The organism is uncultured Campylobacter sp. (assembly GCF_937959485.1).
Taxonomy (GTDB): Bacteria; Campylobacterota; Campylobacteria; order Campylobacterales; family Campylobacteraceae; genus Campylobacter_B.
Genome location: NZ_CALGPY010000006.1, coordinates 141,738 through 165,243 on the forward strand (window position 1 = coordinate 141,738; position 23,506 = coordinate 165,243).

Here is a 23,506-nt window from a genome sequence, read left to right on the forward strand (position 1 = left end):
GTGGAATTTTAAACTTAGCTGAGCGGAATTTTGCATTTTAAATTTCGCTCATAAAATTTTGGAGGAATTATGAAAAATTTAATAAAAACTTTGCTTGCGTGCGCGCTTTTAATATGCGGCGCAAACTCTAAAACACTACGCGAAGGTACGCTTAAAGTGGCTACGGAAGGCACCTTTTCGCCATTTTCGTATTATAACGACAAAAATGAGCTCGTAGGATACGACGTAGATGTCGCGCGCGCAGTCGCCGAAAAGCTTGGTCTAAAAATAGAATTTCTAACCGCGCCTTGGGATGCGATGCTTGCAGCATTTGATGCAGGCAAGGCAGACGCTGTGTTTAATCAAGTAAGCATTACTGATGAGCGCAAGAAAAAATATGAGTATTCTGTGCCCTACACCGTCGTTTACGGAGCTATCATCGTGCATAAAGATAACAACGACATTAAAAGCTTCGAGGATTTAAAAGGCAAGAAAAATGCGGACTCCGCTACCAGCAACTGGGCGCAAGTCGCTAAAAAATACGGCGCGCAAAACGTAACCGTCGATAGTTTCGCCAAAAGTATGGAGCTGCTGATCGCTCGCCGCGTAGATACCGTCGTGCGCGACAATACCGTATTTTACGACTTTTTAAAGCAGCGCCCGGACGCTCCGATTAAAATCGCTGCAAAGCTAAAAGACGTCGATTATAGCGCTGCAATAGTTCAAAAGGGCAATAAAGAGCTCGCAGATCAAATCAGCAAAGCCTTAAACGAACTCAAAGCCGAAGGCAAGCTAAAAGAAATTTCGCTTAAATATTTCGGCAAAGATGTGAGTGAATGAACGAAACAAGCAGAATTCTAGAGCTTGTTAGCAGCTCGCTAGAGCCGATGGCACTAGCCCTGCTGCAAGTTACGATCCCGCTTACGATAATCTCATTTCTGCTCGGGCTTGTGCTTGCGGTGCTGACGGCGGTCGCACGCATCGCAAATTTTAAAATTTTAAAACAGCTAAGCGAAATTTATATTTGGATTTTTCGCGGCACTCCGCTTTTGGTGCAGCTTTTTATCGTCTATTTCGGGCTTCCAATCGTTGGGATCACACTTGATGTTTGGGCTGCTGCGATCATTACCTTTAGCCTCAATATCGGCGCTTACGCTTCAGAGGCGGTGCGAGCTGCGATCCTATCAGTGCCAAAGGGGCAATGGGAGGCGGCTACCTCTTTAGGCATGAGCTACGCTCAAATTCTGCGCCGCATCATCGCTCCGCAAGCAGCGCGCATATCGCTGCCGCCGCTATCAAATATATTTATCTCTACGCTTAAAGACACCTCGCTCGTAGCCTCGATTACGATGGTTGATATGTTTATGGTCGCTCAACGTATCGCCGCACGGGCATTCGATCCGCTTACGCTATACGTGCTGGCGGCGCTATTTTATCTAGCGGTCTGCACCCTTCTTACGTTCTTACAATCCAAGCTAGAGCGACGATTTTCAAGGTTCGTGTGATGATAAAATTTACGAACTTAACTAAGCGCTTCGGCGATCACGTCGTGCTAAATGGGCTAAGCTTAGAATTTCGCGATGGGCAAACGACAGTGATTTTAGGAAGCTCCGGCTCCGGCAAATCCACGATGCTGCGCTGCATAAATCTGCTCGAAATTCCAAGTGGCGGCGAGCTACAGCTAGGCGAGTTTAAGATAAATTTCGACGCTCCGCATAAAACAAGTGAATATCATCCGTTCCGCGCGCATACGGGCATGGTTTTTCAAAGCTTCAATCTCTTTCCGCACCTCAACGTCTTGCAAAACGTCATCGAAGCGCCCGTACACGTGCTAAAGCAGCCACGCGAGCTTGCCGAGGCAAATGCAATGGCGCTGCTAAAAAAAGTCGGCATGGCGGATAAAGCAAGCGCGTATCCGGCTCGCCTCTCCGGCGGTCAGAGCCAGCGCGTGGCGATCGCGCGGGCGCTTGCGATGCAGCCTGAGTTTTTGCTGCTGGATGAGCCTACGAGCGCGCTTGATCCCGAGCTTGAGGCACAGGTGCTAAAGACTATCGCTGAGCTTGCCGCAGAGGATCGCTCGCTTATCATCGTCACGCACAATATGGGCTTTGCGCGCAAGATCGCAGATAGAATTTTATTCTTAGACGGCGGAGTTATCGCATTCGACGGCGACGCAGAGGAATTCTTCGGTAGCAGCGATGAGCGCATAGCTAAATTTATCGGAGCGATGAGCTTTTAAATCCATTAAATTTTAAGGAGAAAAGATGAAAATAGATACCCTAATCGTAAAGGGCATAGAGGCTAAGTCCAACCCTCACAACGCGGTGATTCCGCCGATATATCTAGCCAGCACCTTCGTGCAAGAAAGCCTGGATGATTTCGGCAAATACGCCTATTCGCGCGGCGCAAATCCTACGCGCAACGCCTTCGAAGAGCTTTTCGCAAAATTTGAAGGTAGCAAATACGCCTTCGCGCTAGCCTCGGGTATGGCAGCTACGAGCGCTGCGTTTGCGCTGCTTAAAAGCGGCGATCGCGTGCTGCTAAATAACAACGTTTACGGCGGCACCTATCGCTACGTAAGCGGGATTTTTAAAAATCAAGGGGTCAATTACGACTTGGTGGACGATCTGAATTCGATCAGCGAAATTCCGAGCGACGTCAAAATGGTCTTCATCGAGACTCCGTCAAATCCGCTTTTGCGAGTAACCGATATTGAGCGCATCAGCGAGCTCGCGCACAAAAACGGCGCGCTTGTGGTTATGGATAATACCTTTTTGACCCCATATTATCAGCGCCCGCTAGAACACGGCGCAGACGTCGTGGTTTATAGCGCGACCAAATACATAGGCGGGCATGCCGATCTGATCGCCGGCATCGTTACGACGAACGACGATGAGCTTGCCGCAAGAATTCAGTTTATGAAAAACACTCTGGGCGCGACGCTATCGCCTACCGACGCGTATTCGCTCATACGCGGGCTTAAAACGCTAAGCGTGCGCTTCGACCGTCAGAGCGAAAATACGCTAAAGATAATAGAATTTTTACGCGGCAATCCTGCGGTAGAGGCGGTAAATTTTGCAGGCTCGCATTCGGCTAACGAAAAAGAGATACAAAATCGCCAAGCTAGCGGTATTGGAGCGGTCATCTCGATAGTGCTTAAGCCGCAATACGACTATAAAACCTTTGCGCGCAGCCTTGAGCTATTTGATCTAGCCGTGAGCCTGGGCGGCGTAGAGAGCCTGATCTGCCATCCTGCGTCGATGACGCACGAGAGCTATCCGCGCGAGCTGCAAGAGCGCATCGGCATCAGTCAAAATTTGCTGCGCCTAGCCATAGGCATCGAAAACGCTGACGATCTCATAGCCGACCTTACCGCCGCGCTAGAAAAATCTAAAAAATAGGCGGCGCAAAATTTACGTAAGCTTGTAGAATTTTATACGGGCTTGTAAAAATTTACGCGGGTGCGCAGAATTTATGCCAAAATTTCGTCCAAAATCCTTATAGCTTCGCTCGTGAGGCTATAAGGGCGCGGTCTTTACGGACCGGCGCGCAGGGCGGGTTTAAAAAGACTCGCCATCTATCATCTCATCTTGCAAAAATCGCTTTTCGCAAAACCTATGTCCATTTTCTCGCGAGCTAAATTTTGTATGAATTTTCACTCGTTAAATTTCATGAAGCGCAGCTTTGCGTAAAATTTAAATTTAAAAATTTCGTCACTACGGCGTTGAAATGAAATTTTAATTTATACGCACGGCAAGATTTATCCAGACCTCTTGCTAAAACACATCGTTTAAATTTAATTCGGATAAATCTATCTAACCGCCGTTTGATATTGCCAAGCGGAGAGCTTAAATTTAATCAAAAATTTAAAGACGGCGGCGATCTGTGCCGCACCACGCCAGCTGCTCGGTCTAAATTTAGCGCGATTAAATTTATCAAACAAGCAAATTTAGGCTCTGTCCTGCTCAAAATTTAAAATTTCGCGCGCCGTTTAAATTCCGCTTAAAATTTTAGCCGCGTTTTAAATTTAGCGTAGTTACTTCAGCTCGCCCCAGCGCTTGGCGATATTTAGGCTTGTCTTAAGCGGCACGTTTAGGCTTGCCGCGCTTTGCATTATCTCCTGCGCGCGCTCGCCGAAGCTCTGCGCCAAATCGTCCCGCACCTCAAAAATCAGCTCATCGTGGATCTGCAAAATCAGCCGCGCCTCGTCGCTTAGTAGCGGCGAAATCTCGACCATCGCCTTTTTAATAATGTCGGCGGCGGAGCCTTGGAATTTCGTATTCACCGCCTCGCGCTCGTAGCTCGCATAGACCATGTTGTTTCGTGCGTTTGCGAAATCGAAGTAGCGCCTACGCCCCAAAAGCGTGCTTACGTAGCCGTCTGCTTTCGCGTCTGATTTTATGCTTTGCAAAAACTCCTTGATCGTGCAAAACGCCGCGAAATAGCGCTCGATATAGCCCTTCGCCTCGGCGCGCGCGATGCCTAGACTATCGCTTAGCTTACCCGCGCCCATGCCGTAGATGAGGCCGAAATTTATGCTCTTTGCAATCGTGCGGTGCGCGGGCTGTGCGTCGCCGAAGATGCTGATCGCCGTGCGCGCGTGAATGTCCTCATCCGCCCTAAACGCCGCCAAAAGCGCAGGATCGCGCGAAAAGTGCGCTAGCAGGCGCAGCTCGATCTGCGAGTAATCAAGCGAGATTAGCGAGTAGCCTTCGTCTGCTAGGAAGCAGTCTCGCACGTCCTTCGCAAACGTGCCGCGCGCGGGGATATTTTGAAGGTTCGGATTTTTGCTCGCTAACCTCCCGGTGGCCGTGCCGGTCTGCAAGAAATTCGATCTGACGCGGTTTTGCGCATCGGCCAGGGCAAGCTGCAGCAGCGGCTCGCAGTAGGTGCTTTGCAGCTTAAACAGCTCGCGGTAGTCTAAAATTTTACTTACCGCGGGATGCAGCGCCGTAAGATCCTTTAGCACGCTTTCATCGGTGCTATAGCCCGTCTTGGTGCGCTTTGCGGCAGGAAGCCCAAGCCGCTCGAAAAGCACGGCGCCGAGCTGAGCGGGAGAGTTGATGTTAAACTGCTCGCCGCAAAGCTCATAAATTTCATCCGTGAGCGCTCGCAGGGACTTTTCGTTCCGCCCGATAAAGCTCTTTATCATCTCCGCGTCGATCTTGATGCCGCATCTTTGCATCTGCCAAAGCACCCGCACGAATGGAAACTCAAGCTCCTGCGCGAGCTTAAAAAGTGCGGGCTCTAACAGTCCCTTGAGCTTAAAATACAGCCTCAGCGTCACCCACGCATCCTCGCTTGCATAGATCGTAGCGGCGTCCAGCTCCACGGAGGCGAAGGTCTCGCCCTTTTTGACGACGTCGCCGAAATGCACAGTCACGTACCCCAGATACCGCGGCGAGATAGAGTCCATCCCCACGGCGTTTGCGGGATCGAGCAGCCATGCTAGCACCATCGTATCGGCAAAGCGCGCGGGTGGCTCGATATTAAAATTATTTTTCACGATCTCAAAATCGTATTTTAAATTTTGCCCCACGACATATCCGCGAAACAGCGAGCCGATCGCGGCCTTTGCCGCGTCCGAAGAAATTTGAGCCGGAGCGCCCAAATAGCTATGCGCGAGCGGGACGTAGTAGGCGCGCTCCTCGTTAAATGCAAACGAAAAGCCCACGATCTTGGCGCTTTTGCTATCGACGCTAGTGGTTTCCGTATCGAAGCTCACTAATGTCTCGGCGCTAACGTCTTCGCACAGCCTCGCAAGCTCCGCTGCATCGGTAATGCAAATAGGCTCAAATGGCGTTTTAAAAGCGCTCTCGCAGCTTTGCCCGCCGCAAGCGGAACCGCCAAAGATAGAATTTTGCCCGTCTAGCCCTCCTACGGCAGCGTCTAAGATAGAGCCGCCGCGAGACGGCTCTGTGCCGGAGCCTTTGCCGCCCGCGCCCAAAACGGATCTTTTTGTGCTTGCGCCTTTACCCTCGCCCCAAAGATCAAGTCCGTTCTGCTCCTGCAGGCTTAACGCGGACAGCAGTCTGTTTAGCGCGTAGTCTTTTAAAATTTCGCGGATTTTAAAAAGCGGATTTTGCTGCGGAAATTTTGCGTCCTCCAAAGGCGGGATTTCCAGCTTGTCGTAAAGCGTAGCCAGGCGCTTGCTTATGTAGGCGCTCTGCTTACCTTCTATCAGATACTCGCGCTGTTTGTTTTGCGGCAGGCGGTCTAAATTTGAATAGATATCATCGAGCGAGCCCCATTCGTCTAAAAGCTTCTTCGCTCCCTTATCGCCGATGCCGCGCACGCCCGGGATATTATCGGCGCTGTCGCCGCAGATCGCCAAAAAATCCACGATCTGTTCGGGATAGACGCCGTAGCGCTGCAAGCACTCCTCCCTTCCGTAAAGCATCTTTTTGCCATGGCTGTAAATTTTAACGTTTTCGCCGATGAGCTGATAGAGGTCCTTGTCGGAGGTAACGATGTTGATTTTATGCGTGGCGCCGTACTTTTTAACGACGCTTGCGATGAGATCGTCCGCCTCATAGCCCTCGCGTCCGAGCGAGTAAAGCCCCATCTTTTCGATCATCTCGATACAGACGGGCAGCTGCTGCAAAAGCGCGGGCGGCGGGGCTTGGCGGTTGGTTTTGTAGTTCGGGTCGATATCCGAGCGGAAGGTCTTGCCCTTGCTATCCAGAGTGAAAATTATATAATCGCTCTTAAATTCCTTCGAAAGATTTGCGATGAAGCTCGCAAATCCGCTCACCATGCCGCTGGGTTTGCCGTCTTTGGTCTTAAGCCCGCTCATAGCGTAGTAGAGCCTGAAAAAAAAGCCGAACGTATCGATGATCGTGATGGTCTGCATAATGGTCCTCGGATTTAGAATTTTAACGCGTAGTGTATTAAAATTCGGCTAAATTTACAAATTCCAAATAGGACTTGACCTACCTCATTTCAAAATTTTAAAATTTGCTATATAATCGCGCGAAATTTTAAAAAAGGATCAGGTATGGATTTTTTTACAGACTGGCAGGAGTTCGACGCAGCGGGCGCTACGGTGAAATTTTATAAAAAATCGCAAGGCGGCGTAGAATACATCGGCTTTGATTCGCGCAAATGCGTCCCGCCCGAGCCGATGGTAAATGCGCTGGTGGCGCTAAATTTCGTAAAAGACGAAACGAAAAAGGTCGTCATGCTCAATCATAAATTTCCGATGGGGCTGATCCCGAAGATCGAGTCTAAATTTGACATTGCCCGCGAGGATCTGGACGGCGACGCGGTCAAGCTCACCATCAGCCTAAAACCGGGCGCGATCAATGAGGGCTTTGATACCGACGCGAAGTGCCACGGCTAAAGGACTTTAAAATTTAGATGAATATCACGACCTTTTCGCCGCCGTTTCGCATCGTAGGCGGCTATTTCATCTGCGGCTTTATCTTTTTGCTGCTAAGCGCGGCGAGCTTTTTAAAGGCCGATTTCGGCGCGATCCAAGCGCCGCAGACGGCGAGCTTTTTTCACGTATTTTTGCTGGGTTTCGTAATCAGCATAATCATCGGAGCGCTCTATCAGCTCACCTCCGTCATCATCCAAAAGGAATTTTTCACCGTCAAATTTGCGTTTTTAAATCTCCTCACCTACGGCGCGGGCGTGGCTCTGCTAAGCGCGGGATTGCTGCTTTCAAGCATCCCTTTGATGCACGCAGGCGGCGCCGTTTTGCTGCTTAGTCTATTTTATTTTACGATCTGCTACGCGCTAAGCTTCATCGGCACACCCAAATGGAGTTTCCCCGCCGTAGCGCTTGTGATCTCGGCTGCGTTCTTAGCCGTAGGGATCAGCCTTGGCTTTGCGCTCGTGCTAGCGCTTAGCGGCGTGGAGATTTTCGGAGTGTATTTTTCGGAAATTTTATCCTATCACATATACTTCGTGTTAGGCTTTGTATTTTTCGTCATCGTAGGCGCTGCATGCGTGCTGCTGCCGATGTTTAGCCTGGCGCACGATCTAAGCTTCGCACTAGCAAAAGCTTCGCTAGCGCTGTATCTGCTCGCAGGGCTGTTTTTGCTAAAAGACTTTGGAATTTTCATCGCATTTGCCGCGCTTGCGAGCTTTGCGGCTCAGGCGATCTATATCCTGGCTAGGCGCGTGCGAAAAGCGATAGATTATTGGAATTTAAACGTCTATATCTCGCTGGCGGCTTTGGGATTTAGCGCGGCATTTTGGCTCGCGGATCGTGCGGATGCGGCGGCGTTTTGGCTGCTATACGGCTTTTTGTTCGCCTTCATCGTCGCGCACCTCTATAAAATCGCGCCCTTTCTCATCTGGTACCACTATGTCTCGCCCTTCGTCGGCAAGCGCAAAATCCCTATGCTAGATGATATGATAATCAAAAAGATCGCCTACGCAGCCTGCGTGCCGAACGTCTTAGCGCTTGCATGCGCGAGCTTCGGAGCGCTAACGCCCGCGGTTATCTTGCAAGCGGTAAGCATAATTTTGGTGCTAATCAACACCGTAAATATCTTTAACTACATAAAATTCGGAGAGGAAAAATGAAAGTAACGAAAGAGCAAGTTTACGACGCGCTTCGCGCCGTTGTCGATCCTGAGGTGGGGTTTGACGTCGTGTCGCTAGGGCTCATCTACGACGTAGCGGTAGATGAGGCAAACAACGCCAAAGTCACGATGACGCTATCGACTCAGTCGTGCCCGCTGCATGAGATGATGGTGGAATGGGTGCGCGCGGGTGCCGAGAGCGTGGATGGTATCGGCGACGTGGAGATTGATCTCGTCTTTGAGCCGATGTGGAATATCGACATGGCGGAGGATCACGTCAAAGAAGCGCTCGGTAGATTTTAAACAGCTTTGCCGCACCCCGTAGTTTAAGCTTTGAAATTCTAAAATTAGACTTAAAATTTATACTTAGGGGCTACTATGAAAAAATTTACCGACGGCAAGAAAGAAATTCTACTTCAAACGCAAGGGCTTAGTTTGATTTCAAAGACGCTACAAAACGGCAAAGAAAGGCTGAGCTCTAAAGAATTCGCAAATTGCGATGCTCTGCAAAAAGCTTTCGTAAAAAAGCAAGTTGATGTCCTAAAAAAGGGCTTCATCTACGAAAACAAAAAAGCGAAATTCGGCGAGGCGCTAGCGCATGCCTATATCGGCGGCAGATACAGCGGAGCGCTTGGGTTTGCCGAGTTTGAGGATAAATTTTACGTCTATAAATGTAATTTTGACGAGCACGGCTGCGATTATTTAATCGTGCTGAACGGCGAGCTAAAAACTCTTGCGCAAATTGAGCTACCAAAAATTTTAGCATGGAAAATGACTGCTACCGAAAAGGCCTTGGTGCTTGATTTGGACCACGAATTCTTTCTTTTTGATGGAGAAAAATTCAGCAGGCTTTTTGAAGCCTGGGATATCACAGGAGGAGGCTTTAGCTCTGCTCTAAGCGGCAACGGCGAAATTCTAGCCTGCAGCACGGATGGAATTTTAGCTTTCGGAGGCGACAAGGAGCTAAATTTTAAAACGGAATTTTCTGCAAAAGCAATAGGCTTCGGCAATAAAATTTGCGTAGCCTGTGGGGATGAAGGTGGCAAAAATATCGCTAGGCTCTACCGCCTAAAAGACTTCGCCCAGCTTTGCCGTATCGAATGCGACGTAGGCTATATCCACTCCCTAAACGTGGGGCTTATCAAAAATGACGCGATTTTGGTCGTAAATAACGGCTTTGATGAGCTGTATTTTTGGGACGTCGCAAGCAAAAAGCGTCTAAGCGTACCAAAAAGCTTGCCAAGAAGCATAATGAGGTTTGCCGCAAACAATCAAATCTTTCTTACGTATTTTTATGGCAGGTTTAAAGCATTCAGCTTGGAGGATTTTCGCCTCTTAGGCGAGTTTGAGTGCGAGCACTGCGTCAAAACTGCTGCTATTGAAATCTCGAGCGAGCGCCTTTATGTTCGCACCGACTACGGATTTTTTAGCATTTATTCTTTAGCCGAGAATGGAATTAAAATTTAAAAAGCGCTATTGATAGGGATTTATCGCCCGCTTCAAGCTCATAAAATTAAACGAGCTCCGCCCGCCTTAAGCTTGCGCAACAAGCAGGGGTGGCTATTTAAAGAAATTTTATCGCAAAAATCGCAGGCTTTGAGAGCTTTTTAAGGCTTCCTTTAAGCATTATCAAATTATCCGCACCGGAGATTTTAAGAGTGGAGTTTTCAAAGCTAAATTCTAAATTTTTTAGCGCGTTTTCGCTTAGAAGGCGTGCAAGCTCCAAAATATAGCTCAGCCACGCAAGCTTGGCGACATCCGGCAAAATCGCGCTCAAAGGCGCGAATGTAGCGCCCAGCTCGCGCTTTCCGTGCATCGAGATGATCGCAGCTATTAGTGCCTTTTCTTTGTGCGTCGTGCGGTAGTTCAGCCCGCCGAGCACCATATCCGCGCTGGTTTCATGCTTCGCATAAAAGCCGATCGCCCGCCCGATCTCGCAAAGCGATGCTGCGGTTTGTAGAATTTTAATATATTTTTCGCCCAAGCCGTGTAGAGGCGATAGCGCGCAAAACAGCGCCTTTGCAAACTTCGGAGCCTCGCTGGGCTCGGAAGCGAAGCGATCTTTAAGGCTTCTTAGGCTCGGATTAAAGCCTCTAGGCAGGTTTGCGCCACGCAGAATCGAGCTTAAAAACGCCCCCTCTCGCACCCCTACGCCGCTGGTGATGATCTTTTTCGCCCCTAGGCGCCTTACGATCTTATCAAAGATAATGGCGCCCTCTCTGATCGTGTCATAGCGGTCCTTTTTGATCGGGAATTTCGCCAGATCAAGCGTCTTTGCGCTCATCAGCTTGGCAAAAAACGGCGCGTATTTTTCATAATCGTAGCTGAAATTATGCACGATCTTTAGCGGATGGTTTTGCAGGCTCATCACGGCGCCGGAAAGCGCTCGCGCGGAGCCGCCCATTACGATTAAATTTTGCGTGCGAAACTCGGCGCCTACCTGCGAGATCGCGCTATTTATGTATTTTTCTAGCCCCTTTGTGTCGCCGCGGTCGAAAAATAGCTCCTTTAGCCGCACCGTGCCTAAATTTAGAGAAATTTTATTTTCTATCTTGCCGTTTTTGATGTAAGCAAGCTCGGTCGAGCCGCCGCCGATATCTAACGTAACGCCCTCGGAAAAGTCGCTAAGCAAATTTTGCGCCGCATAGGCGCCCAGATATGCCTCCATCTGCCCGTCTATCTTGCGGATCGTGATGCCCGTTTGCTTGCGGACGAGATTTATAAACTCAGCCCCGTTCGGCGCATCGCGAAGCGCGGATGTGCCGATGCAAAGCACGCGTTTAGCCTTGTAATTGCATACCAGGGTTTTAAATTTTTTAAACGCCAGCAGGCATTTTTGCATCGCTTCGGAAGTTAAAATTCCGCCGTTTTCGTAAGCGCCCTCGCCTAGGCGGATCTTGATCTTATGCTCGGCCAAAATGAAAAATCCGAGCCTGCTAGTGCGCTCGAAAATCACGGCTCTGGCGGAATTTGAGCCCAGATCTATGACTGCGACGCGCTTGGGCATTTAAATTTCCATATGGACGTGTTTGTATTTCAGCTCGTCCGCCGTCTCGATATTATCGGGATCGGTGATGATACACTCGACGGGACAAACCACGATGCAAGCGGGCTCGGAGTAATCATCTACGCACTCACAGCATCGATCGGCATCTATGATGTATATCGGCTCATCCTCGAAAATAGCTTCATTAGGGCATTCCTCGCGGCAAGCGTCGCAACTGATGCATTCTTTTGTAATCAACAATGACATATAATTTTACCTTACGAAAAAATTTATGGCGTTTATACCATAAAAAGCTTCATTTTGTTTTAAAATAGCGGAATTTCGGGCTATTTCTTAAATTTTTTAGCGGAAGTTTGAAAATCGCGACGATTAGCGAGCGCGCTTCATCGTTTTTAAGATCCACTTGCGCGCCCATCGCTTGAGCAGCATTTTTGGCCAAAAATAGCCCGAGCCCGGCTCCCGGTTTGCCGCCGTAGCGCTTAAAAGGGGCGAAATAATCTATCTCTTCGTTAAGCAGCTCGCCTTTGTTTGCGACCCGCACTATGAAATTTCCGTCCGAAATTTCGCTCTCGATCAGCACCTTTTCGCCGTCCGGAGAAAATTTTATGGCGTTTTGGATAAAATTTTGAATCACGTGCATAAAGAGACTTTTCTGCACCGAAATTTCAAGCTGTTCAGGCTTAAGATCCATCGTCAAGTCCTTGCCCGCCGTACGCGCTAAAATTTTAAAGCCCACGCATAGCTCCCGCAGATATGCAATCATATCGGTCTGCTCGGGCGCCTCAAACTGCGCCCCCTCCTGCCGCCCGATCTCTAGGATTGAGCTGATCATTTTATTCATATTATCGATCGAGTCGTTATTGTTTTTAAGCGCCTCGATATATTTCTCGCTCTCGCGCGGTTTAATCAGCGTCACTTCGTTTTTAGTTTTCATAACCGCAAGCGGGGTCTTAAGCTCATGCGCAATACCGATAAAAAGCTCTTTTTGATACAAAATGAAAGTTTCAATGCGCTCAAGTAGACGGTTTATGCTATTTGAAAGCATATTAAATTCGCTCGGGATTTCGGCCCCGTCGATCGGCTTTAGAAATTTTTCATCCACCGAAGCAAGCCTTTGACTGATCAGCTTAATCGGCATTAGTAGCATGCGCGAAAGAAACATCGCGTAAAACACCACCAAAAATATCATCGTCAAATTTACTAAAATTATGTCGATGAGTATTTGATTTACGATGTTTGCATAGACGCTCACGTCGGCTCGGATACTTAAAATTTTATCCTTACCATAAGGATAGTACAGCTGTAAATAGCTCTTGCTATCCTCGGAGCTTTCGATAAATTTAGGTTTATTGATACTTTCGTTTTCGATGATTTTGCTTTCGTATTCACCGGATGCGTCTTGTAAAAAAGATGAAATTTTCTCAGGCGCCACGGAGGCTTCTACGATTTTTTGTGCTCTTTGGATTAAATTTTGAACAGGAGTTTCGAAGATGGTAATTCTCATATAATTATAGAGCATTACCGAAAAAATGACAATTAGCATCAACGAAGCGGATGCTAATTGCATTACAAAGCGGACTCTTAGGCTTTTTGTGGAAAGCAAAATCTATATCCGCGTCTGCGAACGGTCTCGATCGTAGAGATATTTAGAGGCTTATCCATTTTCTGGCGGATTTGATTGATCGCGACTTCGATGACGTTTGGCGTAACGAGCTCAGGCTCCTCCCAGATGGCATCTAATAGCTGCTCTTTACTGACGATCTGATCGCTGTGGCGCGCCAAGTGAGTTAGCACCTCAAACGGCTTGCCCTTAAGCTCGATCTCTTGACCTAGATATGTGATCTTTTCCTCATCCGGATCGATGATGAGATCGTCGATTTTGATGATATTTGAGCCGCCAAAGCGAAGTCTAGCCTCGAGGCGTGCTACTAAAACATCAAAGTCGAAAGGTTTTTTGATAAAATCGTCCGCGCCAGCACGAAGTGCTTTGATCTCGCTTTCTTTATCGTCTTTTGCAGATAGCACGACGACGGAGGTGCGCGCGGATTTTTGCTTAACCAATGCGATGAGATCGATGCCGTTGCCGTCAGCTAGCATCCAATCGGTTAGCACCAAATCATAATTTCTAATGCCGATATAATACTCTGCGTCCTTAAAACTCTCGGAAGTATCCGTCTGATAGCCGAACTCCATCAAGCCCTCCGCTATCGTCTTGTTTAAAGTCACCTCGTCCTCGACTATTAAAATTCTCATTTAATTTCCTTGCCTTAAAATTTTGCGGCGATTTTAACATATTTTAAGCAAAATTTCAAGATTTTTTAAAGAAATTTTAAAATTTTATCTCTATTTCCGCGCCGACGCTCGCGTCTTGTAAAATTTCGGGCTTTAAAATTTTCATATAAAAATAATCCATCGATCGAAATTTTGAGTGAAACTCCTGCGCGAAGTATTTTAGCGCGTCCTCTACGAGGCGAAATTTTTTCTCGCGGAACTCCGCTTTGATATATTCGCAAACCCGCGCATAGTCGATAAATTCCTCCGCTCCGAACTTCGCCCACACCCAGACGCGCTGCTCGCGCTTGCGCTCAAAATCCAGCGTCCCGATTATCGTGCCAAATTCCAGCTTTTCGATTAAAATTTTAATCATACTACGCGCTTTTCCTCGCCCTTAAGCAGCCTGGCAATATTCGGCGCGTGTTTGTAAAATACGATGAAAACTATCAGAAAGATCGGCGCATGAGTGTTGATCGCGGGCATCTGCGGATGGATCACGTAGCTTGCTACGACTAGCGCAAGCGCCGCTGCAAGCGAGGCTACGGATGAAATTTTAACCGTCTTGCCGACCACGAACCAAACGGCAAGCGCAATAACAATCTCGATAGGAATAAAGCAAGCAAGCACGCCGGCTCCCGTCGCAATGCCCTTGCCGCCGTTAAATTTCAGATACGGGCTAAAGCAATGCCCAAGCACCGCAAAGACAGCCATGCTCCACAGCACGTTTTCATCAAAGCCCAAAGCACGCGCAATCAGTATCGGCAGGACGCCCTTTAGCGCATCGCAGACAACCGTGAGGATCGCGAGCTTTTTTGCTTTTTGTGGATCGCGAGTTTTTAAGACGCGAAGGACGTTGGTAGCGCCTATGGAGCCGCTGCCTTCGCTTTTGATATCCACGCCGCCTAGGTATCTGCCGATCAAAAGCCCAAAGGGGATCGCAGCGATCAGATACGCCGCGAAGTAGCACCAAAAATTCGGCGCCGTAACGATGCTAAGTAAAAATTCTAAAATTCCCGATTTTTTCATAAAATCCCTTTAACTCTTCCAAAGTAGCGAAATTTTCTCGTCGTAGATGTCGGTTTTCTTCGGCGAAATTTCTTTCGTTTCGAGTTTAATGTTTTTTAGATCCAGGCTCTGTTTTAGCGCGTCCACTTCAGCCTCAAATTTCTGCGTAAGCACCTCCAGCTCCTCTTGCAGCGCGCTTAGGCTATTTTCGGCATTTTTGGCTTCGCTGCGCTCGTTTAAAATTTTATGCGCGCTCTTGGCGCCGCTGATCGCTTTAGAGATATTGCTAGCGCTGCGCGAGCGGCCTAAAAACGCGCCTAAGATCGCTCCGCCTATGTTTAGCGCCGCATCCACCCCGCGACTTAGCACGTCGCTTTTTTCCTTCTCATATTTTTCGCTAGCGCGCGAAATTTTATCCTCAAGGCGCGCCTTTTCCTTTTCAAATTTAGCCGCGATCTCGTCGGTTTTCGCTTCTAAAATTTCATTCGCCTTATCGCTTAGGCGCACAAAAAACTCCTCCCTGCTCTCGCCCGGTTTTGAGAGCAGATCAAGCGCGCTAAAAAGTTCTAACTTTTCATTGCGATATAGCCACTCCTTAAAGCTTTTAAGCTGAGCGTTTAAATTTTTTGCTCCCGCGATGAAGCTAGGAAGCGCGCCGTAGAGCGAGCCCGCCTGCTCCTGTTCGCCTAAATTTGCGACCTCTCGCGTGCTCGCCTCGCTCCAATCTATTTCGCCCCCGTCCGAAAGCGAAAGCAAAAAGGAGCGCTGCTGCGTAAAATCGACTCCCTTGTCGCAAAATCGCATCTTTGCGCTTGCATACAGATATGGGCTTAGCTCAAGGCCCGCGCCGTAGCTATAAAGCTGCGAAATTTCAGCCGAAACTACCGGTTTGGCGGTGCCGGCGGATTTGACGCCTTGCGCGGCGCCCGGCACGGATGAAATTTCAGCCTTTTTGTCTTTCATTAAATTTGAAATTTGCTCGTTGCTTAAAGGACCCTTTAAATAGCTTAGCGCAAAGCGCGTCTCGATCACTCGCAGCACGTCCTCGTTGATGTTTTTTACCAAAAAATTTCGCTTTTTGAGGTTTGAAATTTTCTCCATAAGCACGCTTTTGTCGATCGGATTTGAGCCGATGCCGCTTAGGCCACTGATGACGCGCTCTTTATCCTGCGCGGTCTGCAAGCGCCCGATAAACCACGTACCGATGTTGCTAAGCCCCTTATAATCGAGATCGACCGGGTTTTGCGTCGATAATACGCAGCCAAGTCCGAACGCGCGAGCCTGCTTCAGCAGCGTAAGCATCGGAGTTTTGCTCGGCGGATTGCCGTTTGGAGGGAAGAAGCCGTAAATTTCATCCATATAAAGCACGGCGCGCAGCGAGCTCGTACCGCTGGTGGTGCGCATCCATTTGATCATCTCGCCCAAAAGCAGCGTGACGAAAAACATCCTTTCATCGTCGTTTAGATGCGCGATGGAAAATATATTCGCTCTCGCCCTGCCGTTTTCATCAAATAGCATCTTGGCGATATTTAGCCGCTCGCCCTCGCACCAAAGCTTAAAGCTCGGGCTTGCGATGAGCGCGTTAATCTTCATCGCAAGCGCCATTCGCTTATCGCTCGGAAAGAAGGTATTGACGTCGAAAACGCCGATCTTATCGAATGGCGGGTTGCCGATCTGCGCGATGAGATCCACCACGCTCACACCCTCGCCCCTGCCGAAATGATAAGACAGAATTTGGCTGATCAGCAAAAATTCCGGCGAGCTGAGATTATCGCTGCTAATCCCTGCGAGGCTTAGCACGCTAGTGGCGATACCGCCGATATAGTTATTCAAATCCTCTTCGTTTAAACTCTTCGGCGCTTCAAAGTCGCTTAGTAGGCTGATCCCAAGACCTGCGCTTGATTTGGGCGTATAAATTCTAAAATCGGCGCTGTTTTTCAAAAGCTCCACCCGCGCCAGGTCTTGATACGAGCCCTCGATCCCTTCGCGCCAGGTATTTGCGGTCTGCTCGGCATACTCGTGCACGCTAAGACCTTTGTTTTGCGCCTCGGCCTCGTCGATATAGGGCTCAAAATCCTCAGCCCTCATCTGGGGAAAGGTAAGAGCTAAATTTGTCAGATCGCCCTTCGGATCGATGATGATGGATGGGATATTATCGATCGCGGCTTCCTCTAGCAGCGTGATGCCAAGTCCCGTTTTACCGCTGCCGGTCATTCCGATGATAAGCGCGTGAGTCGTCAGATCCTTGTTTTTATACAAAAACGGCTCGCTGTTTTCGAGCCCCAGATAAAAAAGCTTTAAATTTTCTTGAAGCGTTTTCATTGCGTTCCTTAAATTTGCAATTTGCTTGGCATTATATCATTTAAATTTTTAAATTTAAATTTGCTAAAATGCGCGAAAAATCAAGGAATGGCAAGTGTTAAAAGAAAAAATTAGAAACGGAAAAAGCGGAATTCTACTCTACGGCATCGTCCCGCCTAAAATCACGTCCTCTCAAGACGAGCTCGAGCGCCTGGGTACGGCGTGGTCGCAACGCCTAAGCGAATGCGAATGCGACGGCATCGTCATCTACGATCTACAAGATGAAAGCGCGCGCACGAAAGATGAGCGGACCTTTCCTTTTGTGCATACGATCGATCCTGCGCGCTACTACACGCAGTATCTACACACCGATAAAGAAGCGATCATCTACCGCGCGGTAGGCAAATACGACGAGGCGGAATTTTGCGAAATTCTAAGGCATGCCGCAAGCGGGCTGGACGTTTTCGTGGGGGCAAGCTCTAAAAACGAAGAATGCAAACTGCATCTAAGCCGCGCCTATGAGATCAAGCGACTCGTGGCGCCGCATCTTTGCCTAGGCGGCATCTGCATTCCTGAACGCCATGAAAAGAGCCGCGACGAGCACCTAAAAATCGCGGAGAAGACTGCGGACGGGTGCGAATTTTTTATCACTCAGGCGGTTTATAATGTGCAAAATGCCAAAGATTTCATCGACGATTACGCCGCTTTGGAGTGCAAAAAGGTGCCGATAATCTTTACTTTCACGCCGTGCGGCAGCCTAAAGACGCTTGAGTTTATGAAATGGCTTGGCATCTCGGTGCCAGATTTTTTGCAGCAGCGGCTGCAAAGCAGCGTCGATATTTTGCAAAGTTCAACAGCGCTGTGCGCAGAGATGTTTGATTTCATCTATAAATACGCCCTCGCAAAAGGCGTAAGCGTAGGCGCGAACATCGAGAGCGTAAGCACCCGCCGCGTAGAAATCGAAGCCTCGCTCAGCTTACTAAAAGAGATCAGAAAAATTATCCTTAAGCACGAGAATTTGGGATTTTACGTTATTTAAAATTTTAAATCGGATACACGAACAAAACGCTAGATAGTCCAAGCTAGCGGAGGAATTTTAAATAATTTTAGATCGCTTTCTGAAAAATAAATCGAAATTTTATCCGAATGGAATTTGAACTTAAAATTTATAAAAAATTGCCCCAATAATATGCTTTAATAACTGTCATCCATAACTTCAAGATAATATTTCGTGCAAAATTTCCTAATGCTTACAATGGCATTGAGCTAGGCATATCATCAAACCTATAAATCGCTGTAGTTTTCACACTAAAACTAAGTGCATTAACCGCCTTTAGTCTGCAGCCGACGCGACCGCACTTTCCGGCTTGCCGCTATCTATATAGAGATAACTAATTTCCTATCTCTTTTTTAGAGTATATTGTATAACGGGGGATAGCTGGAGAGGGCAAACGAAACCAATATTAGATACGACGCTCCTGCACTCATGACATAGCGTCCCTTATTGTTCCATTCGTAGTATTTGATTTAAATTTACCGGCGTTTATGCTAAATTTCAAATCTAAGGCAATTTGATGCTTGCTGTTGTGAGCGTTTTGGTATTTGAATTTTATTCTACAGCCTATGTGTAGGTCGCTCAAAAGATCCACCATACGCCGCCGTAAAAATACTTGCCGAGCTTTTCAGCTAATTAAAAGCCATTAATGCAGAACGGCTGAAATTAACACCCATTTAAGCTATTGCATATTTGATTTCTTTTATATTCTAAAAGCCCGCCACCAAAAAGCAGCAGACCTAAGACTAACGTCGTTTTACTATCTCACGCAGAAGCCGATATGCAAACTGCGCAAGATTATAATATGCTTTCAATCGCAAACGCTTCATTTTAAAATTTTGAAACCTAACTCGGAATAAATATAAATTTGAAATTAGTTTTGTAAATAAGCTTGGAATTTTAACTCTTAAATATGGCGAAATTCAAAGATAATGAAATTTAAAAAGCACTAGTTTATGCTCTTGCCGCCAAATTTCAAAAGCGCGCTGCCCCACGTAAAGCCGCCGCCGAACGCATCCAAAAGCATAAGCGAGCCGTTTTTGAGCCTGCCACTCTCGTAAGCGTCATTTATCGCCATCGGGATCGACGCCGAGCTCGTGTTGCCGTATTTGCCGATCGTAAGCACGCATTGTTCGTCGCTAAATTCCAGTCTCGCCTTGACCGCCTCGATAATGCGTAAATTTGCCTGATGCGGGATGAAAAGATCGACCTGCTCGGGCGAAATTTTATTTTTCTCCAAAATCTCCACGACGTCGTTACTGAGCGTCGGTACCGCGATTTTAAAGACCTCGCGCCCCGCCATCTGCATGAAGCCTAGCTTTTCGTCAATGATTTTTTGGCTGAGTGGATTGACGCTACCCGGGGCTGCGGTGATGAGAAGATCGCCCTTGCTGCCGTCGCTGGCGGTATGAATGTCGATGATTTCATTATCGTCGCGCGCCGCGATAACCGCAGCACCTGCGCCGTCGCCGAAGAGTATGCACGTAGCGCGGTCGCTCCAATCGACTATTGAGCTGAGTTTTTCCGTGCCGATTATCAGTATGTGCTTTTTGGCGCCGCTTTCGATGAGGGATTTTGCAAGCTCTAAAAGATAGATGAAGCCCGTACAGGCGGCATTTATATCAAACGCCGTAATACCGAAATTTAAGCCCAGTTTATCCGCGATGACGCACGCAGTCGAGGGCATGCAGAAATAATCGGGCGAGATCGTGGCGCAAATTATCGCATCGATCTCATTTTTTTGTAAGCCGCTACGCTCGATCGCAAGCGCTGCGGCCTTCATGCCCAAATCGCTAGTACTCTCGCCCTTCGCGATACGGCGCTCATGAATGCCTGTTCGCTTGACGATCCATTCATCGCTCGTTTCAACCATCTTTTCAAGATCGAAATTGGTTAAAATTTCGCTCGGCGCGTATGCTGCGATTGAGATCATCGAGGCTTTTTGCATTCGTTTTCCTATTCGTTTGAAGAAATTTCGCTTTCTATCGCGGAGTTGATTTTGGAGTCTGCAAATTTAAGCGCTTGAAAGATCGCGTTTTTAACGGCTTTCGGGGTACTTTTGCCGTGGCTTATGATGACGCATTCTTTGACGCCCAAAAGCGGCGCGCCGCCGTATTCGTCGTAGTCCGTGCTTTTTTTGATTATCTTAAAGACGCGCTTCATCAAGATGGAGCCTGCGATGGCGATCGGGGATTTTTTAGTTTCGTTTTTAATAAGTTTGCCGATAGCGCTTGCGACACCTTCGCTGGATTTTAGCATAATGTTGCCGATAAATCCGTCGCACACGACCACGTCTACCGAGCCGTCAAAAATTTGATTGCCTTCGACATTACCAATAAAATTTTGCATCTTCTTAAGCATATGAAAGGCTTCTTTTGTTACCTCGTTGCCTTTACTATCCTCCTCGCCGTTGGATAATAAGCCGATGCGCGGTGCGTTTAAACCCATAATCTCCTTGGCATATGCTTCGCCCATAATCGCAAATTGAAACAAATTCTCAGGCTTACAATCTACATAAGCGCCCACATCCAGCACAAGCGTGCGGCTGCCTATGGAATTTGGCATCAGCGTAGCAATCGCCGGGCGCAAGATACCTTTGAGCCTTCCTATGCGAAGCGTAGCAAGGCTCATCGTAGCGCCGCTATGTCCTGCTGATACCACGGCTTTGCAAGTGCCGTCTTTTACTAGATCGACCGCTTTAAAGATGCTGCTTTCTTTGCGTTTAAGAGCGTCCGTTGCGCCCTCTTTCATCTCGAAAACTTCGCTTGCAGCGACGTAAGTAATATATTTCTCAAAGCCTTGATCTTGTGGAATAAAAGGCTTGATTTGCGCTTCGTCTCCCACCAAAAATGCATTAAATTTACGCTCTCGCAGCGCATCTACGACTCCGTTTATTATCGGCTCGCAGCCGAAATCACCGCCCATCGCGTCTATAGCAACGGAAATCATCGGATTAATATTCGCCCGTAGTTTTGTTTATTCTATGCGGAATTTTCCAGCTTCCGTCTTTATCTTTGACGGGGATCGGAAGGGTCACTTTGTAGTGAGTGCGTCTTTTTGCCGCACGAGTTTTACTAACTCTTCGCTTTGGAACTGCCATTTTTTCTCCTTTATAAATTTAGTTCTTGCATTCTTCGCAATAAAAATAGTCGCTTTTGAAAGCTTCCGTTTCGCTTCTTAAAATTTCATCCACATCAACCTCGGCGCCGAAAAACTCCATAACGTCCAAGCTTTCGTGCCTTTCGTCGTTAAAAACGCCCTCGCTTAAAAGCAAATTTACGCTCTCGTTTACGTCAAGATCAAATTCTTTGCCGCAGCGGTCGCAAATGTATGGAATTTTGCCCTTAATTTCGCCCTTACACTCGATAAACTTAGAGTCTTTTCGTTTTAAATTTCCGCTAAGCTTAAGCCCGTCCCTCGAAATTTCAAACGGCACGGGCGTGGCGGAAATTTTAGCAAAAGCGATCTTCACGCGGCACTCTTAGCAAATTTCTCTTTTTGCAAAGAAAAATGCGATCTCGATTTTTGCGTTTTCTAAGCTGTCGCTGCCGTGAACGGCGTTAGCGTCGATGCTGTCTGCAAAGTCCGCTCTGATCGTGCCTTTATCGGCTTTTTTCGGATCGGTAGCGCCCATTAGCGCGCGATTTTTAGCTACGGCATCATCGCCTTCTAGCACCATTACGACCACTGGACCACTAGTCATGAACTCAATCAGATCTTTATAAAAAGGGCGATCCTTGTGAATTTCATAAAATTTACCCGCATCTTCGGCGCTTAGACATACTTTTTTAGCCGCTGCGATTCTTAGTCCGTGGCTTTCGAAACGATCGATAATTTTGCCGATAACGCCCTTTTTAACGGCATCAGGCTTAATAATAGAAAGCGTTTGCTGCATATAATCTCCTTAAAGTGAAAGGCGGATTGTATCGAAAAATAGGTTAAAATTTATTTAAGGATTGAATGAATTCAAATTCCGCGCATTTGATCGCGGAATTTTATCTGCTAAGCAAATACCGGGGTATCTCCGCTGCGCAGATCCGCACCTATACTATCCCTGCTAGGTTGACCCGCTACGATGTCGCTCCAGACGATACAGCCGTCGGTCGGACAGGCGCTAGCGCAAGCCGGCTCGTCGTTGTAGCCCACGCACTCGACGCATTTATCGGCATATACGTAGTAGCTATCCTCACCGCTTGGGTTATCGCTATCGTCCACGATCGCATTTACCGGACACTCGTCGATGCATGAGCCGCAGCTAATGCAAATATCGGTAATTTTTACAGCCATTTTTTCTCCTTTATCAAAAAATGAAGCGCGATGATAACATACTAAATTTAAAAAATGATAAAATTTAATATTATCAAGTGAATAAATTTTATTATATAAAAATTTTCATCAAATTTCAGCAAATCTAAAGTTTTAAAATGTATAATCGCCATCATAAATTTTATTAACAAGGAGAAACAAATGATAGTAACCAACAAAGCCGTTGATTTCACGGCAACTGCGGTTTTAGGCAACAACGAAATAGTCGAGGATTTCAACCTCTATAAAAATATCGGCGAAAAAGGCGCGGTCGTATTCTTTTATCCAAAAGATTTTACTTTCGTCTGCCCGAGCGAGATCATCGCATTCGATCACAGATATCAAGATTTCAAATCTAAGGGTATCGAAGTTATCGGCGTTAGCTGCGATAGCGAGTTTACGCATCTTGCATGGAAAAATACTCCGGTAAACGCAGGCGGTATCGGCAAAGTGCAGTTCCCGCTAGTTTCGGATATCACAAAAGATATCGCACGCAGCTTCGACGTGCTGTTCGGCAATGCCGTAGCGCTTCGCGGCAGCTTCCTGCTTGACAAAGATGGCACCGTCCGCCACGCCGTCATCAACGACCTACCGCTTGGTCGCAATATCGACGAGATGCTTCGCATGGTCGATACGATGCTATTTACCAACGAGCACGGCGAGGTTTGCCCTGCAGGCTGGCACAAAGGCGACGCAGGGATGAAAGCAGATCCTAAGGGCGTCGCAGAGTATCTAGACAAAAATGCGAGCAAACTATAAGTTGTAAAATTCTTCGCGCGAGCGTACGAATTCTAATGCTAACCGCGTAAAGTTTAAATTTAGCCTTGCGCGGGCTATTAAAGCTAGCAAAGCTTTCTAAATTCCGCTGCCAAAATTTTAAGTCGCGGCGGCGGAATTCCAAAAATTCCAAAAATTCCAAAAATTCCAAAAATTCCAAAAATTCCAAAAATTCCATTCCTCTCAATTCTACAAGTAAAATTTCAAAACCGCGAGTAAAATCCCAAATCCTTGGCAAAATTTCACCCATAACAAAGCTCGCAAAATCAT

The 23,506-nt window shown here is 47.5% G+C and carries 25 protein-coding genes; 10 read left to right on the forward strand and 15 right to left on the reverse strand.

The window, feature by feature from the left end:
* Positions 1-69 precede the first annotated feature (69 nt).
* From Q0380_RS05610 to Q0380_RS05625, 4 genes are read left to right on the forward strand one after another with little or no spacing between them, the layout of a single operon-like run.
* The gene (locus tag Q0380_RS05610; RefSeq protein ID WP_297905416.1) at positions 70-819 is read left to right on the forward strand and encodes an amino acid ABC transporter substrate-binding protein; all 750 of its coding nucleotides are present in this window, start codon (positions 70-72) and stop codon (positions 817-819) included.
* Positions 816-1,484 (forward strand): amino acid ABC transporter permease, encoded by a 669-nt coding sequence (locus tag Q0380_RS05615; RefSeq protein WP_005871287.1) that lies wholly within the window; start codon positions 816-818, stop codon positions 1,482-1,484. The genes Q0380_RS05610 and Q0380_RS05615 overlap by 4 nt, the downstream gene beginning before the upstream one ends.
* On the forward strand, positions 1,484-2,218 hold the full coding sequence (locus Q0380_RS05620; RefSeq protein ID WP_298063388.1) for an amino acid ABC transporter ATP-binding protein: 735 nt from the start codon (positions 1,484-1,486) through the stop codon (positions 2,216-2,218). The genes Q0380_RS05615 and Q0380_RS05620 overlap by 1 nt, the downstream gene beginning before the upstream one ends.
* A 25-nt stretch (positions 2,219-2,243) precedes the next feature.
* Positions 2,244-3,380: a PLP-dependent aspartate aminotransferase family protein gene (locus Q0380_RS05625; protein WP_298961195.1), complete on the forward strand. Its 1,137-nt coding sequence runs from the start codon at positions 2,244-2,246 to the stop codon at positions 3,378-3,380.
* Between the two features lie 635 nt (positions 3,381-4,015).
* Here Q0380_RS05625 and polA read toward each other — a convergent pair.
* A complete protein-coding gene (gene polA / locus Q0380_RS05630) occupies positions 4,016-6,832 on the reverse strand; it encodes a DNA polymerase I (protein WP_298961198.1) in 2,817 nt (938 codons plus the stop codon).
* Between the two features lie 144 nt (positions 6,833-6,976).
* On the opposite strand from polA, the gene Q0380_RS05635 reads away from it, so the two are divergent.
* From Q0380_RS05635 to Q0380_RS05650, 4 genes are all read left to right on the forward strand, one after another.
* On the forward strand, positions 6,977-7,321 hold the full coding sequence (locus Q0380_RS05635; RefSeq protein WP_298957159.1) for a hypothetical protein: 345 nt from the start codon (positions 6,977-6,979) through the stop codon (positions 7,319-7,321).
* A 17-nt stretch (positions 7,322-7,338) separates the two neighbouring features.
* Positions 7,339-8,514: a peptidase M50 gene (locus tag Q0380_RS05640; RefSeq protein WP_298961201.1), complete on the forward strand. Its 1,176-nt coding sequence runs from the start codon at positions 7,339-7,341 to the stop codon at positions 8,512-8,514.
* Positions 8,511-8,816: a metal-sulfur cluster assembly factor gene (locus tag Q0380_RS05645; protein WP_298961204.1), complete on the forward strand. Its 306-nt coding sequence runs from the start codon at positions 8,511-8,513 to the stop codon at positions 8,814-8,816. Before Q0380_RS05640 ends, Q0380_RS05645 begins: the two co-directional genes overlap by 4 nt.
* Positions 8,817-8,891: 75 nt before the next feature.
* Entirely contained in the window at positions 8,892-9,980 is a 1,089-nt protein-coding gene (locus tag Q0380_RS05650; RefSeq protein WP_298961206.1) for a hypothetical protein, read from the forward strand.
* Between the two features lie 97 nt (positions 9,981-10,077).
* On the opposite strand, the gene Q0380_RS05655 is transcribed toward Q0380_RS05650, so the two are convergent.
* The 7 genes from Q0380_RS05655 to Q0380_RS05685 all read right to left on the reverse strand — a co-directional run bounded on the left by Q0380_RS05655 (position 10,078) and on the right by Q0380_RS05685 (position 17,121).
* The gene (locus Q0380_RS05655; RefSeq protein WP_298961209.1) at positions 10,078-11,520 is read right to left on the reverse strand and encodes a Ppx/GppA phosphatase family protein; all 1,443 of its coding nucleotides are present in this window, start codon (positions 11,518-11,520) and stop codon (positions 10,078-10,080) included.
* Positions 11,521-11,766: a YfhL family 4Fe-4S dicluster ferredoxin gene (locus tag Q0380_RS05660; protein ID WP_005871264.1), complete on the reverse strand. Its 246-nt coding sequence runs from the start codon at positions 11,764-11,766 to the stop codon at positions 11,521-11,523.
* Between the two features lie 49 nt (positions 11,767-11,815).
* A complete protein-coding gene (locus Q0380_RS05665) occupies positions 11,816-13,063 on the reverse strand; it encodes a HAMP domain-containing sensor histidine kinase (RefSeq protein WP_298961212.1) in 1,248 nt (415 codons plus the stop codon).
* Between the two features lie 38 nt (positions 13,064-13,101).
* Positions 13,102-13,773, reverse strand: a complete 672-nt coding sequence (gene hsrA, locus Q0380_RS05670; RefSeq protein ID WP_005871260.1) for a homeostatic response regulator transcription factor HsrA — start codon at positions 13,771-13,773, stop codon at positions 13,102-13,104.
* A gap of 76 nt (positions 13,774-13,849) precedes the next feature.
* Entirely contained in the window at positions 13,850-14,167 is a 318-nt protein-coding gene (locus Q0380_RS05675; RefSeq protein WP_291939954.1) for a dihydroneopterin aldolase, read from the reverse strand.
* The gene (gene plsY, locus Q0380_RS05680; protein ID WP_298961216.1) at positions 14,164-14,820 is read right to left on the reverse strand and encodes a glycerol-3-phosphate 1-O-acyltransferase PlsY; all 657 of its coding nucleotides are present in this window, start codon (positions 14,818-14,820) and stop codon (positions 14,164-14,166) included. The genes Q0380_RS05675 and plsY overlap by 4 nt, the downstream gene beginning before the upstream one ends.
* A gap of 9 nt (positions 14,821-14,829) precedes the next feature.
* The gene (locus tag Q0380_RS05685) at positions 14,830-17,121 is read right to left on the reverse strand and encodes a DUF87 domain-containing protein (protein WP_298961219.1); all 2,292 of its coding nucleotides are present in this window, start codon (positions 17,119-17,121) and stop codon (positions 14,830-14,832) included.
* Between the two features lie 94 nt (positions 17,122-17,215).
* On the opposite strand from Q0380_RS05685, the gene Q0380_RS05690 reads away from it, so the two are divergent.
* Entirely contained in the window at positions 17,216-18,139 is a 924-nt protein-coding gene (locus Q0380_RS05690; protein ID WP_298961222.1) for a methylenetetrahydrofolate reductase, read from the forward strand.
* A 964-nt stretch (positions 18,140-19,103) separates the two neighbouring features.
* Here Q0380_RS05690 and Q0380_RS05695 read toward each other — a convergent pair.
* The 6 genes from Q0380_RS05695 to Q0380_RS05720 form a co-directional block, all read right to left on the reverse strand.
* Positions 19,104-20,102, reverse strand: coding sequence for a beta-ketoacyl-ACP synthase III (locus Q0380_RS05695; RefSeq protein WP_298961225.1), 999 nt, complete (start codon positions 20,100-20,102; stop codon positions 19,104-19,106).
* Positions 20,103-20,110: 8 nt separating this feature from the next.
* Positions 20,111-21,103 carry a phosphate acyltransferase PlsX gene (gene plsX, locus Q0380_RS05700; protein WP_298961228.1) on the reverse strand — a complete coding sequence of 331 codons (993 nt, stop codon included), beginning with the start codon at positions 21,101-21,103 and terminating at the stop codon, positions 20,111-20,113.
* Between the two features lie 4 nt (positions 21,104-21,107).
* Complete coding sequence (gene rpmF / locus Q0380_RS05705) at positions 21,108-21,254, reverse strand: 50S ribosomal protein L32 (RefSeq protein WP_005871250.1); 147 nt, start codon at positions 21,252-21,254, stop codon at positions 21,108-21,110.
* A gap of 18 nt (positions 21,255-21,272) precedes the next feature.
* Complete coding sequence (locus tag Q0380_RS05710) at positions 21,273-21,626, reverse strand: hypothetical protein (protein WP_298961231.1); 354 nt, start codon at positions 21,624-21,626, stop codon at positions 21,273-21,275.
* A 9-nt stretch (positions 21,627-21,635) separates the two neighbouring features.
* Positions 21,636-22,049: a nucleoside-diphosphate kinase gene (gene ndk / locus Q0380_RS05715; protein WP_298053160.1), complete on the reverse strand. Its 414-nt coding sequence runs from the start codon at positions 22,047-22,049 to the stop codon at positions 21,636-21,638.
* A 107-nt stretch (positions 22,050-22,156) separates the two neighbouring features.
* The gene (locus Q0380_RS05720; RefSeq protein WP_005871245.1) at positions 22,157-22,441 is read right to left on the reverse strand and encodes a 4Fe-4S dicluster domain-containing protein; all 285 of its coding nucleotides are present in this window, start codon (positions 22,439-22,441) and stop codon (positions 22,157-22,159) included.
* A gap of 180 nt (positions 22,442-22,621) precedes the next feature.
* On the opposite strand from Q0380_RS05720, the gene Q0380_RS05725 reads away from it, so the two are divergent.
* A complete protein-coding gene (locus tag Q0380_RS05725; protein ID WP_291939968.1) occupies positions 22,622-23,218 on the forward strand; it encodes a peroxiredoxin in 597 nt (198 codons plus the stop codon).
* Here the strand turns inward: Q0380_RS05725 and Q0380_RS05730 are convergent.
* Positions 23,172-23,486 (reverse strand): hypothetical protein, encoded by a 315-nt coding sequence (locus Q0380_RS05730; RefSeq protein ID WP_298961235.1) that lies wholly within the window; start codon positions 23,484-23,486, stop codon positions 23,172-23,174. The two genes, Q0380_RS05725 and Q0380_RS05730, sit on opposite strands and share 47 nt — an antisense overlap.
* Positions 23,487-23,506: the final 20 nt, after the last annotated feature.